General features: G+C 45.6%; 12 protein-coding genes and 21 tRNA genes. 6 read left to right on the forward strand and 27 right to left on the reverse strand.

Annotated features, from left to right (window positions below):
* Nucleotides 1–4: 4 nt before the first annotated feature.
* Nucleotides 5–1,429, reverse strand: coding sequence for a tRNA (N6-isopentenyl adenosine(37)-C2)-methylthiotransferase MiaB (gene miaB / locus WJM94_RS09985; protein WP_444494098.1), 1,425 nt, complete (start codon nucleotides 1,427–1,429; stop codon nucleotides 5–7).
* A gap of 332 nt (nucleotides 1,430–1,761) precedes the next feature.
* On the opposite strand from miaB, the gene WJM94_RS09990 reads away from it, so the two are divergent.
* The gene (locus tag WJM94_RS09990; protein WP_444494099.1) at nucleotides 1,762–2,937 is read left to right on the forward strand and encodes a 2-octaprenyl-3-methyl-6-methoxy-1,4-benzoquinol hydroxylase; all 1,176 of its coding nucleotides are present in this window, start codon (nucleotides 1,762–1,764) and stop codon (nucleotides 2,935–2,937) included.
* A 128-nt stretch (nucleotides 2,938–3,065) separates the two neighbouring features.
* Here WJM94_RS09990 and WJM94_RS09995 read toward each other — a convergent pair.
* From WJM94_RS09995 to lolB, 26 genes are all read right to left on the reverse strand, one after another.
* A tRNA-Leu gene (locus WJM94_RS09995) sits at nucleotides 3,066–3,150 on the reverse strand.
* Nucleotides 3,151–3,204: 54 nt separating this feature from the next.
* Nucleotides 3,205–3,279, reverse strand: a tRNA-Gln gene (locus WJM94_RS10000).
* A gap of 46 nt (nucleotides 3,280–3,325) precedes the next feature.
* Nucleotides 3,326–3,410: transfer RNA gene (locus tag WJM94_RS10005), tRNA-Leu, on the reverse strand.
* Nucleotides 3,411–3,439: 29 nt separating this feature from the next.
* Nucleotides 3,440–3,524, reverse strand: a tRNA-Leu gene (locus WJM94_RS10010).
* A 46-nt stretch (nucleotides 3,525–3,570) separates the two neighbouring features.
* Nucleotides 3,571–3,647, reverse strand: a tRNA-Met gene (locus WJM94_RS10015).
* Between the two features lie 25 nt (nucleotides 3,648–3,672).
* Nucleotides 3,673–3,757 (reverse strand) — tRNA-Leu (locus WJM94_RS10020).
* Between the two features lie 85 nt (nucleotides 3,758–3,842).
* Nucleotides 3,843–3,917 (reverse strand) — tRNA-Gln (locus WJM94_RS10025).
* 30 nt (nucleotides 3,918–3,947) lie between these two features.
* Nucleotides 3,948–4,032, reverse strand: a tRNA-Leu gene (locus WJM94_RS10030).
* Between the two features lie 53 nt (nucleotides 4,033–4,085).
* Nucleotides 4,086–4,162 (reverse strand) — tRNA-Met (locus WJM94_RS10035).
* A gap of 25 nt (nucleotides 4,163–4,187) precedes the next feature.
* Nucleotides 4,188–4,272 (reverse strand) — tRNA-Leu (locus WJM94_RS10040).
* An 83-nt stretch (nucleotides 4,273–4,355) separates the two neighbouring features.
* Nucleotides 4,356–4,430: transfer RNA gene (locus WJM94_RS10045), tRNA-Gln, on the reverse strand.
* A gap of 43 nt (nucleotides 4,431–4,473) precedes the next feature.
* Nucleotides 4,474–4,558: transfer RNA gene (locus WJM94_RS10050), tRNA-Leu, on the reverse strand.
* Nucleotides 4,559–4,627: 69 nt separating this feature from the next.
* Nucleotides 4,628–4,702, reverse strand: a tRNA-Gln gene (locus WJM94_RS10055).
* 31 nt (nucleotides 4,703–4,733) lie between these two features.
* Nucleotides 4,734–4,818: transfer RNA gene (locus WJM94_RS10060), tRNA-Leu, on the reverse strand.
* 33 nt (nucleotides 4,819–4,851) lie between these two features.
* A tRNA-Gln gene (locus WJM94_RS10065) sits at nucleotides 4,852–4,926 on the reverse strand.
* 31 nt (nucleotides 4,927–4,957) lie between these two features.
* Nucleotides 4,958–5,042, reverse strand: a tRNA-Leu gene (locus WJM94_RS10070).
* A 29-nt stretch (nucleotides 5,043–5,071) separates the two neighbouring features.
* A tRNA-Leu gene (locus WJM94_RS10075) sits at nucleotides 5,072–5,156 on the reverse strand.
* Nucleotides 5,157–5,245: 89 nt separating this feature from the next.
* Nucleotides 5,246–5,322 (reverse strand) — tRNA-Met (locus WJM94_RS10080).
* 78 nt (nucleotides 5,323–5,400) lie between these two features.
* Nucleotides 5,401–5,475, reverse strand: a tRNA-Gln gene (locus WJM94_RS10085).
* A 31-nt stretch (nucleotides 5,476–5,506) separates the two neighbouring features.
* Nucleotides 5,507–5,591: transfer RNA gene (locus tag WJM94_RS10090), tRNA-Leu, on the reverse strand.
* A gap of 38 nt (nucleotides 5,592–5,629) precedes the next feature.
* Nucleotides 5,630–5,706: transfer RNA gene (locus WJM94_RS10095), tRNA-Met, on the reverse strand.
* 284 nt (nucleotides 5,707–5,990) lie between these two features.
* Nucleotides 5,991–7,082 (reverse strand): redox-regulated ATPase YchF, encoded by a 1,092-nt coding sequence (gene ychF / locus WJM94_RS10100; protein ID WP_444494100.1) that lies wholly within the window; start codon nucleotides 7,080–7,082, stop codon nucleotides 5,991–5,993.
* Between the two features lie 10 nt (nucleotides 7,083–7,092).
* The gene (gene pth / locus WJM94_RS10105; RefSeq protein ID WP_444494101.1) at nucleotides 7,093–7,683 is read right to left on the reverse strand and encodes an aminoacyl-tRNA hydrolase; all 591 of its coding nucleotides are present in this window, start codon (nucleotides 7,681–7,683) and stop codon (nucleotides 7,093–7,095) included.
* 193 nt (nucleotides 7,684–7,876) lie between these two features.
* Nucleotides 7,877–8,821, reverse strand: coding sequence for a ribose-phosphate pyrophosphokinase (locus WJM94_RS10110; protein ID WP_444494102.1), 945 nt, complete (start codon nucleotides 8,819–8,821; stop codon nucleotides 7,877–7,879).
* A gap of 28 nt (nucleotides 8,822–8,849) precedes the next feature.
* Entirely contained in the window at nucleotides 8,850–9,722 is an 873-nt protein-coding gene (ispE, locus tag WJM94_RS10115) for a 4-(cytidine 5'-diphospho)-2-C-methyl-D-erythritol kinase (protein ID WP_444494103.1), read from the reverse strand.
* The gene (gene lolB / locus WJM94_RS10120) at nucleotides 9,719–10,357 is read right to left on the reverse strand and encodes a lipoprotein insertase outer membrane protein LolB (RefSeq protein WP_444494104.1); all 639 of its coding nucleotides are present in this window, start codon (nucleotides 10,355–10,357) and stop codon (nucleotides 9,719–9,721) included. Before lolB ends, ispE begins: the two co-directional genes overlap by 4 nt.
* Nucleotides 10,358–10,491: 134 nt before the next feature.
* Between lolB and hemA the strand changes: the two genes are divergently transcribed.
* Genes hemA through WJM94_RS10145 form a run of 5 tightly spaced genes read left to right on the forward strand, consistent with a single transcriptional unit; the run spans nucleotide 10,492 to nucleotide 14,968 of the window.
* Complete coding sequence (gene hemA / locus WJM94_RS10125; protein ID WP_444494105.1) at nucleotides 10,492–11,748, forward strand: glutamyl-tRNA reductase; 1,257 nt, start codon at nucleotides 10,492–10,494, stop codon at nucleotides 11,746–11,748.
* A gap of 30 nt (nucleotides 11,749–11,778) precedes the next feature.
* Nucleotides 11,779–12,867 carry a peptide chain release factor 1 gene (gene prfA, locus WJM94_RS10130; protein WP_444494106.1) on the forward strand — a complete coding sequence of 363 codons (1,089 nt, stop codon included), beginning with the start codon at nucleotides 11,779–11,781 and terminating at the stop codon, nucleotides 12,865–12,867.
* Nucleotides 12,868–12,870: 3 nt separating this feature from the next.
* A complete protein-coding gene (gene prmC / locus WJM94_RS10135) occupies nucleotides 12,871–13,731 on the forward strand; it encodes a peptide chain release factor N(5)-glutamine methyltransferase (protein ID WP_444494107.1) in 861 nt (286 codons plus the stop codon).
* A 38-nt stretch (nucleotides 13,732–13,769) separates the two neighbouring features.
* Entirely contained in the window at nucleotides 13,770–14,153 is a 384-nt protein-coding gene (locus WJM94_RS10140; RefSeq protein ID WP_444494108.1) for a SirB2 family protein, read from the forward strand.
* A gap of 5 nt (nucleotides 14,154–14,158) precedes the next feature.
* Nucleotides 14,159–14,968: a SirB1 family protein gene (locus tag WJM94_RS10145; RefSeq protein WP_444494109.1), complete on the forward strand. Its 810-nt coding sequence runs from the start codon at nucleotides 14,159–14,161 to the stop codon at nucleotides 14,966–14,968.
* Nucleotides 14,969–15,014: the final 46 nt, after the last annotated feature.

Consider the following 15,014-nt stretch of genomic DNA (forward strand, 5'->3'; position numbering starts at 1 on the left):
GAGCTTATGGCGTAAAAGTAGCTACACCCAGCTCATCTTCGCGACGTGTTTTCGCCATCATTTGCGTTGGTGAAATCACACTACGAAGGTCCATGTCTTTTTCAGTACGTACTAGCTCACCACGCAATGAGTTTGCAAATACGTCTACGATCTTCACGTCAACGAACTGACCAATTAGGTCTGCGCTACCTTCAAAGTTTACTACACGGTTGTTTTCTGTACGAGCGCGCAGTTCCATTAGGTTTTTCTTAGAAGGGCCTTCAACCAGTACACGTTGCTCTGTGCCAAGCATTAAGCGAGAGTAACGCATAGCTTGTGCGTTGATGGTTTGCTGTAGTTCGTACAGACGTTCTTTCTTCTCTTGTTCAGACACATCACATGGGTAATCCGCTGCTGGCGTACCAGGACGTGGAGAGAAGATAAAGCTGAAGCTCATGTCAAAGTCTACGTCTTTGATCAGCTTCATCGTGTCTTGGAAGTCTTTGTCTGTTTCACCTGGGAAACCAACGATAAAGTCTGAACTGATCTGAATATCAGGACGCGCTTTACGAAGTTTACGGATGATAGACTTGTACTCGATGCCTGTATGTGGACGCTTCATCATCGTTAGGATACGGTCACTACCACTTTGTACTGGTAAGTGCAGGAAGCTTACTAGCTCAGGAGTATCTTCGTAAACGGCAATGATGTCGTCTGTGAACTCTAGCGGGTGGCTAGTGGTGAAACGAATACGATCGATACCGTCGATAGACGCAACCAAACGAAGCAGGTCTGCAAATGAGCAGATCTCACCGTCGTGCATTGGACCACGGTACGCGTTTACGTTTTGACCTAGTAGGTTTACTTCACGTACGCCTTGTTCTGCAAGTTGCGCGATTTCGAACAGTACGTCATCCATTGGACGGCTAACTTCTTCACCACGTGTGTAAGGCACTACGCAGTAAGTACAGTATTTAGAACAGCCTTCCATAATCGATACGAATGCTGTTGCACCTTCAGCGCGTGGCTCAGGCAGGCTGTCGAACTTTTCGATCTCTGGGAACGAAATATCCATCACAGGCGCATCGTTAGTCTGAGACTGTTTAATCATCTCTGGTAGGCGGTGCAGAGTTTGTGGGCCAAAGATTACGTCTACGTATGGTGCACGCTCACGAATATGGTCGCCTTCTTGCGTTGCTACACAACCACCTACGCCGATAACTACGCCAGGTTTTTTATCTTTTAGTGTTTTCCAACGGCCTAGCTGGTGGAAAACTTTTTCTTGCGCTTTTTCACGGATCGAACAGGTGTTAAGTAGAAGTACGTCTGCTTCCTCTGGCTCTTCCGTCAGCTCATAGCCGTTTGCAGCATTAAGCAGGTCGGCCATTTTTGATGAATCGTATTCGTTCATCTGGCAGCCCCAGGTTTTAATTAGCAGTTTCTTACTCATCTCACTTTCGCTCGTTCAGTTGTACTTAAATCGGAGAGCTATTGCTCAAATTATAGCCGCCATCTCGGCGGTAAGCGGCGTATTGTACTGCTTTAAAAAGCACCTGACTAGTGATCTGGCCAATTCTCTGCAAAGCCTGATGAAATCTAGGCTTTTGCCTTATATTGAACAAGGTTTTAATGTTCGATAACTAGGCACAAAACGCAGTTTTAAAAGGGGTAAATTGTGCAGGCTACGCATCTTTGGGAAGCGAAGGGATAAACTGTTTTGTAAATGGAATGGCTGAACGTACAATTCGAATTGCCATTTAATCGAAGTAATGAAGAATAAAAATGAACAGATATGATATCGCCGTGGTTGGCGGAGGTATGGTTGGTGCTGCAATCGCGATAGGTTTTGCACAACAGGGCAGAAGTGTCGTTGTTGTTGAGGGTGCTGAGCCCAAGGCATTTGATGCATCACAAGCAATGGATATTCGCGTATCCGCCATCTCGCATCAATCGGTTCAATTACTTGAGTCACTTGGTGCCTGGGCATCGATTCAAGCGATGCGTGTCTGTCCTTACCGCCGTTTGGAAACGTGGGAACATCCAGAATGTCGCACTCGATTCCACTCAGATGAGTTGTCGCTTGAACAACTCGGCTATATTGTCGAAAACCGTTTAATTCAATTGGGTTTATGGCAAGCCTTTGAAGAATACGACAACCTTGCTCTGGAATGTCCGGACCGTTTGGAAACCATCGAATTTGGCGACGTTAACCGCGTGACGTTAGAAAGCGGTAAGCAGTTTGAAGCGCAATGGGTCATCGGCGCTGACGGTGCAAATTCAAAAGTACGCGAACTTGCCGGGATAGGGATCACGGCTTGGGATTATCGCCAGCACTGTATGTTGATCAATGTTAAGACCGAATTACCGCAACAAGATATTACTTGGCAGCAGTTTACCCCAAGTGGTCCTCGCTCTTTCTTACCACTGTGTTCGTTATATGAAGAAGGTCAGGAAGTCGGGCAAGGTTCACTAGTTTGGTATGACTCACCAAAACGTATTAAACAGCTGTGTGCAATGACTAAGCCTCAATTGAGAGAAGAGATACTACGTCATTTTCCGAATGAGTTAGGTGACATAGAAGTGCTTCAGTTTGGATCTTTTCCTTTGACTCGTCGTCATGCGCAGTCGTATTCGAATAAAGGCTGTGTACTTGTTGGAGATTCTGCCCATACAATCAATCCATTAGCTGGCCAGGGCGTGAACTTAGGTTTTAAAGACGTTGATGTATTGCTGGCAGTAACGCAGGGGCAAGATGAACTCACTGATGCGCTATTGGCGAAATATGAGCGTGCTCGCCGTCCTGATAATCTGTTAATGCAGACGGGTATGGACTTCTTCTATAAAGGCTTTAGTAATGATCTTGGCCCATTGAAGTTTGCGCGAAATGCCGCTTTAAAGTTGGCAGAACATTCAGGGCCAATTAAAGCTCAAGTGTTGAAGTACGCGTTGGGGATGTAATTTGACGCAAATAACAGATAGAAAAAAAGCGAGCATCAAGCTCGCTTTTTTAATCCGATAAATCTAATGATCTACCGAGTCCAGAAAAAGAAAAAACCCAGCGAACTTAATGCTGGGTTTTTCAATGATGGTGCGGAAGGAGAGACTCGAACTCTCACACCTTGCGGCGCCAGAACCTAAATCTGGTGCGTCTACCAATTTCGCCACTTCCGCAACTTTATCTATAGATATCAAGATTATTGGTAAAATCTCAATACCATTTTGTAATGGCAGGGCTACCTGGATTCGAACCAGGGAATGGCGGCATCAAAAGCCGCTGCCTTACCGCTTGGCGATAGCCCTACAGGTATAGTCATTAGAGACTATGTCTTTCTTTCTCAAGAAAGAATGGTGCGGAAAGAGAGACTTGAACTCTCACACCTTACGGCGCCAGAACCTAAATCTGGTGCGTCTACCAATTCCGCCATTTCCGCAAGTTTTGATATTGTAGATTAATTTAAGATGGTGCGGAAGGAGAGACTCGAACTCTCACACCTCGCGGCGCCAGAACCTAAATCTGGTGCGTCTACCAATTTCGCCACTTCCGCAACTTAAATCTACTTGACTGTCAGCCTGAACTGGCAATCTAATCAATGGTGGCTACGACGGGATTCGAACCTGTGACCCCATCATTATGAGTGATGTGCTCTAACCAGCTGAGCTACGTAGCCAACTCAAATTTGTCTAAATCAAGAATGGTGCGGAAGGAGAGACTCGAACTCTCACACCTCGCGGCGCCAGAACCTAAATCTGGTGCGTCTACCAATTTCGCCACTTCCGCAACTTGATCTATAGATATCAAGATTATTGGCTTAATCTCAATATCATTTTCCTATATTTCAAGGAACTTTTATTTCAAAGAAATATGGCAGGTCTACCTGGATTCGAACCAGGGAATGGCGGCATCAAAAGCCGCTGCCTTACCGCTTGGCGATAGACCTGCAGGCAGTAGTTATAAACTACTTAAAACATGGTGCGGAAGGAGAGACTCGAACTCTCACACCTTGCGGCGCCAGAACCTAAATCTGGTGCGTCTACCAATTTCGCCACTTCCGCAACTTATTTTGTAGTTATTCAGATTATTGGTAAAACCTAAATAACGTTATTAATGGTGGCTACGACGGGATTCGAACCTGTGACCCCATCATTATGAGTGATGTGCTCTAACCAGCTGAGCTACGTAGCCAACTCAAATTTGTCTAAATCAAGAATGGTGCGGAAGGAGAGACTCGAACTCTCACACCTCGCGGCGCCAGAACCTAAATCTGGTGCGTCTACCAATTTCGCCACTTCCGCAACTTGATCTATAGATATCAAGATTATTGGTTTAATCTCAATATCATTCCTCTATTTCAAGGAACTTTTATTTCAAAGAAATATGGCAGGGCTACCTGGATTCGAACCAGGGAATGGCGGCATCAAAAGCCGCTGCCTTACCGCTTGGCGATAGCCCTACAGGTATAGTCAGGAGACTATGTCTTTCTTATAAAGAAAGAATGGTGCGGAAGGAGAGACTCGAACTCTCACACCTTGCGGCGCCAGAACCTAAATCTGGTGCGTCTACCAATTTCGCCACTTCCGCAACTTATTTTGTCGATGAAAAGGTAATTGGTATAACCTCAACATCGTTCCTATATTTCAAGGAGAATAATGGCAGGTCTACCTGGATTCGAACCAGGGAATGGCGGCATCAAAAGCCGCTGCCTTACCGCTTGGCGATAGACCTGCAGGCAGTAGTTATAAAACCACTTAAAACATGGTGCGGAAGGAGAGACTCGAACTCTCACACCTTGCGGCGCCAGAACCTAAATCTGGTGCGTCTACCAATTTCGCCACTTCCGCATAATTACTGAGTACACTCAATAATTGAAATAATGGCAGGTCTACCTGGATTCGAACCAGGGAATGGCGGCATCAAAAGCCGCTGCCTTACCGCTTGGCGATAGACCTGCAGGCAGTAGTTATAAAACTACTTAAAACATGGTGCGGAAAGAGAGACTTGAACTCTCACACCTTGCGGCGCCAGAACCTAAATCTGGTGCGTCTACCAATTCCGCCATTTCCGCATGTTTTCTTTAATAGAGTTAAATCAAGATGGTGCGGAAGGAGAGACTCGAACTCTCACACCTTGCGGCGCCAGAACCTAAATCTGGTGCGTCTACCAATTTCGCCACTTCCGCGTCTTGAACTCTATAAACCATCAGTTAATTGGTAAAAACTGAAAGTTATTTTTCTTTATCACAAAGATAGTTCTTTCATAAAGAAAGAATGGTGGCTACGACGGGATTCGAACCTGTGACCCCATCATTATGAGTGATGTGCTCTAACCAGCTGAGCTACGTAGCCATCTTTTGGAGCGAGACAATATAAACCTTCGCGCTCTAAGTGACAACCCCTTTATAAAGGAATCTCCACTTTGAATAATGGCAGGTCTACCTGGATTCGAACCAGGGAATGGCGGCATCAAAAGCCGCTGCCTTACCGCTTGGCGATAGACCTGCAGGCAGTAGTTATAAAACCACTTAAAACATGGTGCGGAAGGAGAGACTCGAACTCTCACACCTTGCGGCGCCAGAACCTAAATCTGGTGCGTCTACCAATTTCGCCACTTCCGCATCTATTCCTAACTACTCTTCAACAGAGTGTTTAGGAATGGTGGCTACGACGGGATTCGAACCTGTGACCCCATCATTATGAGTGATGTGCTCTAACCAGCTGAGCTACGTAGCCAAAACCATGTTTTTCGCTCTCAACACCTTGTTGCCTTGTTGTCGGGAACGGCGCGCATTATGCGAAGTTGAGTGAGATCCGTCAACAGTTTTTTTAAATAAATCCCGGAAAAAACCTCGTTCGCTTCCTTTTTAAACAAAGAGGTGTGTTTATGATCTAAAACTGGAAATAAATTAGCTTGCAGCGGGGTAGTTAACTTTAGGTAGTTTGTTGAAGGTATAAAAAAAGCCAGCATGGTAGCTGGCTCTTTATGTAAATGAAGTGTTTAAAATTCATTCATTTAATTAAACGTTGAAGCGGAAGTGTACAACATCACCGTCTTTCACGATGTATTCTTTACCTTCTAGGCGCCATTTACCCGCGTCTTTCGCACCACTTTCACCTTTGTATTCAATGAAATCGTCGTAACCAACAACTTCTGCACGAATGAAGCCTTTTTCAAAGTCAGTGTGGATCTTCGCTGCAGCTTTTGGTGCCGTTGCACCTACAGGGATTGTCCATGCACGAACTTCTTTCACGCCTGCGGTGAAGTAAGTTTGAAGGTTTAGCAGTTCGTAACCCGCGCGGATCACGCGGTTTAGACCAGGTTCTTCGATACCTAGATCTGCCAGAAACTCTTGACGTTCATCATCTTCTAGTTCGGCCATTTCTGACTCAATCGCTGCACAAACAGGTACAACAACGTTGTTTTCTTTTGCCGCGAATTCACGTACCGCATCTAGGTATTCGTTGTCTTCAAAACCATCTTCGTTCACGTTAGCGATGTACATTGTTGGTTTTAGAGTCAGGAAGTTCAGGTAACCAACGGCTTCTAGCTCTTCTTTTGAAAGCTCAACGGTACGAGCAGAACCACCTTCTGTCAGTACTGGCAGAAGCTTTTCAAGTACAGTCAATTCGAATTTCGCGTCTTTGTCGCCGCCTTTTGCTTTCTTAGCGTTACGCTGGATAGCGCGTTCACAAGAATCAAGGTCAGCCAGTGCAAGCTCTAGGTTGATTACTTCAATATCTTCAATCGGAGATACTTTACCTGATACGTGCACGATGTTGTCGTTTTCAAAACAACGCACTACGTGACCGATTGCGTCAGTTTCACGGATGTTTGCCAGGAATTTGTTACCAAGTCCTTCACCACGTGATGCACCCGCAACCAGACCAGCGATGTCTACAAATTCCATTGTAGTAGGCAGCACTTTCTGTGGGTTAACGATCTTTGCTAGAGCATCTAGACGTAGATCTGGCACAGGAACTACACCAGTGTTTGGTTCAATGGTACAGAACGGGAAGTTTGCTGCTTCGATGCCTGCTTTAGTTAGTGCGTTGAACAGAGTTGATTTACCAACGTTTGGAAGACCAACGATGCCACATTTAAAACCCATGATAGTAACCTTATTCAGCTTTGAACGTGTGGAGGCGATTTTGTGCTTTTGATAGGCCATCCTTAATCAGAATGTCCAGACAACGCACCGATTCATCGGTTGCAGCGTCTAAAAGCTCTTGTTCTTTTTCCGGAGCTTTACCCAGTACAAAACCTGCCACTTTATCTTTGTGTCCCGGATGGCCAATGCCAATACGGAGACGATAAAAATCTTTGTTGTTGCTTAGTTTGCTAATTGTGTCACGCAGGCCATTGTGCCCGCCGTGACCACCACCTTTTTTAAACTTAGCGACACCTGGCGGTAAGTCTAGCTCGTCATGAGCAACCATGATCTCTTCTGGCTTAATTTGGTAAAACTTCGCTAAAGCAGCGATAGATTTGCCAGATAGATTCATGAAAGTGGTTGGAATGAGCAAACGGAGATCCTGTCCGTTGACCATGATGCGTCCAGTCAGACCAAAGAACTTTGGTTCGTTCTTTAGGGTAATTTTATGAACGCGTGCTAATTCTTCTACAACCCAAGCCCCCGCATTATGGCGAGTTTTGGCATATTCTGGTCCCGGATTAGCAAGACCAACGAGAAGTTTGATTTGTTGACTCAAGGTTAGGATCTCTCTGGAATCTCAAAAAGCGCAGTATGATAGCACAGAATATTGGCAGTGGGTGAACTAGGGTGAGATAGATCTTTTGAGTTAAATCAGTCTCAACGCGTAACATCTCCCTTTATCCTGCGCACAAATAAAAAACACCCCAAGTAGGGGTGTTTTAAAAATCAGTGTAACTGAAATGTCCGAATTAGTTGAACATTGCAGAAATTGACTCTTCGTTGCTGATACGACGGATCGCTTCAGCAAGCATGCGAGATAGACTTAGTGTGGTTACTTTACCTGTCGCAGCCATCTCTTTAGATAGAGAGATAGAGTCAGTTACGATAACTTGGTCAAGAACAGACTTCTTGATGTTGTCTGCTGCGTTGCCAGAGAATACTGCGTGAGTTGCGTAAGCGAATACACGCTTTGCACCGCGCTCTTTAAGAGCTTCAGCCGCTTTACACAGAGTACCACCGGTATCGATCATGTCATCAACGATCACACAGTCGCGACCTTCAACATCACCGATAAGGTTCATAACTTCAGAAACGTTTGCACGTGGACGACGCTTATCTACGATAGCGATGTCGATATCACCTAGTGCTTTAGCTGTTGCACGAGCACGAACAACACCACCTAAGTCAGGAGAAACCACTACTGGGTTGTCCAGACCACGAGCTTGCATGTCTTCAAGCAGTACTGGTGTACCGAAGATGTTGTCTACAGGTACATCGAAGAAGCCTTGGATTTGCTCTGCGTGTAGGTCGATAGTTAGAACGCGGTCAACACCAACGTTAGATAGGAAATCAGCAACAACTTTTGCAGTGATTGGCACACGAGCAGAACGTACACGACGATCCTGACGAGCGTAGCCAAAGTAAGGGATAACTGCAGTGATACGGCCTGCTGAAGCACGGCGCATTGCATCAATCATAACAACCAATTCCATTAGGTTGTCGTTAGTCGGTGCACAAGTGGATTGAATGATGAAAACATCGCTACCACGAACATTCTCATTGATTTGAACTGCAACTTCGCCATCAGAAAAGCGAGAAACAGATGCATCACCAAGAGAAATGTAAAGACGATCAGCAATACGTTGGGCTAGTTCAGGTGTTGCGTTACCAGCAAATAGCTTCATATCAGGCACGGTGGAAACCTCGGGTTTGCGTCCAGTTTTAATTAGGTCGGTGTGAGGCTGATTGGTATTCAGCCAAAGTCTCTTTTAGTGGCGAAATATTGCGCCCTTGAGCGACAAATGCCGAGACATCATCAGAGAGTTGTGCAAGGAGAGTTTCTGCTTCTGATTTGCTCGAAAATTCGGCAAAAACGCAAGATCCTGTCCCAGTCAATCTTGACGGCGCATATTGTAGCAGCCATGAAAGTTGCTTATCAACCTCTGGGTAAAGCATTCGTACAATTTTTTCGCAATCGTTTACGTTTGGGGTGTTTAAAAGTGTGGCTAGATCTCGTTTTGGGGTGTTTCTTGTGAGATCTGGATGACGAAATACGTCAACTGTCGCGATAGAGACGTTTGGTCTGACGACGAGATACCACTTTTCTTCCGGATAAGCTGGAGAGAGTTTTTCACCCACGCCCTCTGCAAATGCGGCGAATCCACGTACAAATACTGGCACGTCTGCGCCAAGTTTCAAGCCAATCTCAGCGAGTTCATCGTCACTGATATTCAGTTGCCAGAGGTAATTAAGCGCGACTAACGCGGTCGCAGCATTTGAAGAACCACCGCCGATACCGCCACCCATAGGCAAAACTTTATTAAGATCAATGTGGGCACCCAGTGGGCAGTCAGCATATTTTTGTAGCGCGGTTGCAGCTTTCCAAATTAAATTATCATGAAGAGGGACACCTTCAATCTCAGGAGAAAGGGTGACTTCTCCTGAATGATTGGCTTGGATCGTGAGTTCATCACCATGATCAACGAATTGGAAAAGAGTCTGTAGTTCGTGATAACCGTTTTCAGTACGACCATTAATATATAGAAAGAGATTCAATTTCGCAGGTGAAGGCCAACGGGTTGAAATGTCGATCATTGAGTGATGTTCCATTTGGTGATCAGTAGATTTATTTTTACGTCCGACGTAGACAGCTTCAGTTTGTTAGGCAGTGGCAGGGTCTGTTTATGCCATTGAACATCGCTGTAACGTTGGTAGGCAATGTTCCAATCGTTTTGGCCAATCTGTTTGTTCAATGCTTGTAATGTATTGGCTGGAGAGAGTTGGAATGTGTCTGCATCGGTTGGTAAACCGAGTAACCAGTCTGGCATATGTTCAACAGGCATCATTAAGCCTGTGAGTCGGTAGATCAGTTGATTGGCATGACGCGCAGAGAGTACTTGGTCATCGTAGGTCTCTACCGTGGCACCTTGTGGCGTGATGGTGAGGTTTAATGCTGTCTGACCAAGAATCGTCGTTAAGCGAAGTTGGCTGAAGGCTGCTGAATGTTTCCAGAAAAAATTCAGGTTTTGTCGTTGGTCTGGGCCTATATAACCGAGTTTGCCGGTAACCTGAAAATCTTGAATGGTTTCAAGTTTTTTCTCATGAGTTTGCCATTCCACACTGGTGATGCTTTCCGGAACAGAGGTACAGCCAGCAAGCAGCAGACTCGACAAGACAAAAATAATAAAGGGGCGTAAGGTCATGTTTGATGGCTTATTAATCAGTTTCATCGGCGTTCGCTCACAACTATAGCATTGAAAAGACGGACTTAGGAAAACAAATCCGGCTTGCCCTTTCAATAAATGCGTGCTTACAGTAAAATTCTGAACCTATTTAATATTCGATCTCAGAGATACCACGTTAGATGTCCTTGCTTGCTATTGGAATCAATCACAATACAGCGTCTGTCGACTTGCGCGAGAAAGTGGCGTTTGGACCTGATAAACTCGGGCCAGCCCTCAAGCAACTTAGAGAGCACGAAGCGGTTAACGGCAGTGTTATTGTTTCAACCTGTAACCGAACTGAACTGTACTGCGACGTGAAGCAAGGCGCGCGAAACAAGTTAATCGATTGGCTTGTGCAGTTTCATCAGGTGAGTCGTGAAGAGCTGATGCCGAGTTTGTACGTGCATGAAGAGCAATCCGCGATCAAACATCTGATGCGGGTGTCATGTGGTCTCGATTCTCTGGTTTTAGGTGAACCTCAAATTTTGGGGCAGGTAAAACAGTCTTTTTCCGACTCACGTGAACATCAGACGGTGGATGCATCGATTGATAAACTGTTCCAAAAGACCTTTTCTGTCGCGAAACGTGTTCGTACTGAAACTGATATTGGTGGTAATGCGGTGTCCGTGGCCTATGCTGCATGTACGCTGGCTAAACATATTTTTGAATCACTATCTGACTCCACAGTACTCTTGGTCGGAGCTGGTGAAACCATTGAACTGGTTGCCAAGCACTTAGCCTCGAACGGCTGCACAAAAATGATTGTGGCTAACCGCACGAAAGAGCGGGCACAAGTTCTTGCTGAGCAGTTCGGTGCAGAAGTGATTAGCTTAAATGAAATACCTGACCATCTTGCTAGAGCTGATATTGTGATTAGCTCAACAGCAAGTCCGTTACCTATTATTGGTAAAGGGATGGTCGAAACGGCGCTGAAAAAACGTCGTCATCAACCTATCTTATTAGTTGATATTGCTGTCCCTCGAGACGTAGAGCCTCAAGTCGGTGAACTGAATGATGCTTACTTGTACTCAGTAGATGACCTGCAGTCGATAATCGACAGCAACATTGAGCAACGTAAAGTAGAAGCGATTCAGGCAGAGGCGATTGTCAGTGAGGAAAGTGCTGCGTTTATGACGTGGCTACGTTCACTGCAAGCGGTAGACAGTATTCGCGATTATCGCGAGTCAGCAAACAATATACGTGAAGAGTTATTGAGCAAAAGTCTGCAATCATTAGCGGCTGGCACAGACCCTGAGAAAGTGCTGCGCGAGCTCAGTAATAAACTTACCAACAAACTGATTCACGCCCCAACACGAGCACTGCAAAGTGCAGCGGAGCAAGGCGAACCAGCAAAATTAACGGTCATCCGACAAACTCTTGGTTTGGATGATCTGTAACTCACGCTTTTTTATTAAGAAAACGACACTATGAAAGCCTCTATTCTGACTAAGCTAGAAACGCTAGTAGAACGTTACGAAGAAGTTCAACATCTTCTTGGTGATCCTGATGTAATCGGCGATCAGGACAAATTCCGTGCTCTATCTAAAGAGTACTCTCAGCTAGAGGAAGTAACTAAGTGCTTCCAAGCTTATCAACAAGCGCAAGACGATCTTGCAGCCGCTGAAGAGATGGCAAAAGAAGACGACGAAGAAATGCGTGAAATGGCGCAGGAAGAAATGAAAGAAGCCAAAGCCGCGATTGAGCGTCTTGCTGATGAACTGCAAATTCTTCTTCTGCCAAAAAATCCAAACGATGATCGCAACTGTTTCCTGGAAATCCGCGCAGGTGCGGGTGGTGATGAAGCGGGCATCTTTGCTGGTGATCTATTCCGTATGTACAGTAAGTACGCGGAGAAGAAAGGCTGGCGTATTGAAGTGATGTCTTCAAATGAAGCAGAGCACGGCGGTTACAAAGAGATGATTGCAAAAGTAAGCGGTGATGGCGCTTACGGTGTATTGAAATTCGAGTCAGGCGGTCACCGCGTACAACGCGTACCTGCAACTGAATCTCAAGGTCGTGTTCACACTTCAGCTTGTACCGTTGCTGTTATGGCGGAAGTACCAGAAGCTGAGATTCCAGAAATCAAAGCGGCGGACCTTAAAATTGATACTTTCCGTTCATCAGGCGCGGGTGGTCAGCACGTTAACACCACGGATTCTGCAATCCGTATTACTCACTTGCCAACGGGTACTGTCGTAGAGTGTCAGGACGAGCGTTCACAGCATAAAAACAAAGCGAAAGCGATGGCTGTTCTTGCTGCACGTATTATTCAGGCAGAAGAAGCTAAGCGAGCGGCAGAGGTATCAGACACGCGTCGTAACCTGCTAGGTTCTGGTGATCGTAGCGACCGTATTCGTACTTACAACTACCCACAAGGCCGAGTTTCCGACCACCGCATCAACCTTACGGTTTACCGTTTGAATGAAGTGATGGAAGGTGAACTACAAAGCTTGATCGATCCTGTTGTTCAAGAGCACCAAGCAGACCAACTAGCGGCGCTAGCTGAGAACGCTTAATCGATGAGCCAGGTTCAATCTATTGAGCAAGCACTGAAAAGTGCCACGGCAAAACTGACAGAAGGCGGCAAAGAGTCGCCTTCTCTTGATGCAGCTGTCCTTCTTTGTCATGTTCTTGGAAAGCCAAGAACATATCTTCTTACCTGGCCAGAGAAAGCACTGGAACAAGAACAGCAAACTCAATTTGAAACCTTACTTGAAAGACGACTGACTGGAGAGCCAGTCGCTTACATAGTCGGTGAACGTGAGTTCTGGTCGTTACCACTGAAAGTTTCTCCTTCTACTTTGATCCCAAGACCGGATACCGAGCGCCTGGTCGAAGTCGCTTTGGACAAAACCTACGAGCAGACTGGGCCTATCTTAGATTTGGGCACAGGTACTGGTGCAATCGCGTTAGCGCTGGCATCTGAACTGCCGAAGCGTCAGGTGATGGGTGTTGATCTAAAACAAGAGGCCAAGGAGCTGGCTGAGTTCAATGCTGCTCAGTTAAACATCAAAAATGTGATATTTAACCAAGGTAGCTGGTTCGAACCTATCGCTCCGGGAACAAAGTTTGCTCTAATCGTTTCTAATCCACCGTATATCGATGAAAAAGATCCGCACTTAGCTCAAGGTGATGTTCGCTTCGAACCAAAATCGGCACTTGTAGCCGATGAAGGCGGTCTGGCAGATATTCGTCATATTTCGGATCTTGCTCGTCAGTATCTCGAAGAGGGTGGTTGGCTTGTGTTTGAGCACGGTTATGATCAGGGACAAGCAGTGAGAGACATCATGAATAACTTTGGTTATCAGCAAGTCGTCACTGAAAAAGATTATGGTGGTAACGATCGAGTAACGCTCGGTTGTTTTGCCTTAGAACAATAACGAGTCAGTCAGCAGTCATTCATTAAAAGAGAAGAAAAATGTACGTAGCTCTAAAACATATTCACCTCGTAACCATCGCGCTAAGTGCCACTTTGTTGTCGATCCGATTTGCGTTGATGATGATGAACTCTCCAAAACGCAACAGTCGTATTCTTAAAGTGTTCCCACACATTGTTGATACTGCGTTGCTGGTATCAGGTATCGCTCTTATCTTCGTAACGGGCTTTATTCCGTTTACTGACGCAGCTCCATGGTTAACCAACAAGATCACCTGTGTGTTAGCGTACATTGCTTTGGGCTTCTTCGCTTTGAAGTTGGCTAAAAATAAATTGCTGCAAATTTTCGGCTTCTTTGGAGCGCTTGGCTGGCTGGTTATGGCGGCTAATATTGCAGTTTCTAAGAGTCCAACTTTATTTGGGTAAACGTCATGCTTGATTTTTTTGACGAAGATTTTGACAACATGGCGCTGGTGGAAGGCGCTTTAGAACTGAACAAGTCTGTTGACTCGGAGACCAATGTTCATTGGGCAAAACAAGAGCTGGAACGTCTGTATCAAGAAGCGGAAGCCGCTTTAGTATATGAAAGCGATGAAGAGCAACGCTTTGATTCATTCCTGCGTCTTTTTTTCCATGAGTGGGGCTTTAAGGGCGATGACCAAGAGTACTTTAACTCTGACAACAGCTTTATTGACAAAGTGTTGGAGCGTAAAAAAGGTATTCCAGTGAGTCTGGGCGCAATCATGTTGTATTTGGGTAACAAGCTTGGGTTCCCACTAAAAGGCATCTCCTTCCCAACACAGTTCTTGCTCAAAGTGGATTGGATGCATAAGAAGCCTGACTATATCAACCCGTTTAATGGCGAATATGTTGGCGAAAGGATTCTTCAGGCTTGGTTAATTGGTCAGGAAGGTCCGTTAGCTCAGCTCAAACCAGAGCATTTCGCAGAAGCGGACAACCCAACAATCATTGGTCGCTGGCTTGCTCTGATCAAAAGTGCCATGCTACGTGAGGAGAGATATACTCTCGCGCTGCGCTGTACCAATCTGGCTCTTACGTTTGTACCCGATGACCCATATGAAATACGAGACCGCGGTTTTATCTTCCAGCAGTTAGAGTGTCATCAAGTTGCCGCGTCTGATTTCCAATACTTTATTGACCAGTGCCCTGATGACCCGGCATCTGAGCTACTAAAATCACAAGTAAACGTGATGAGTGAAAAACACGTCACGCTTCACTAATGTTATCGATAAGCCGGATAAGGCTTATCGTAGATAGAAAAAGAGA

It is taken from the genome of Vibrio sp. YIC-376 (assembly GCF_052353105.1).
Taxonomy (GTDB): domain Bacteria; phylum Pseudomonadota; class Gammaproteobacteria; order Enterobacterales; family Vibrionaceae; genus Vibrio.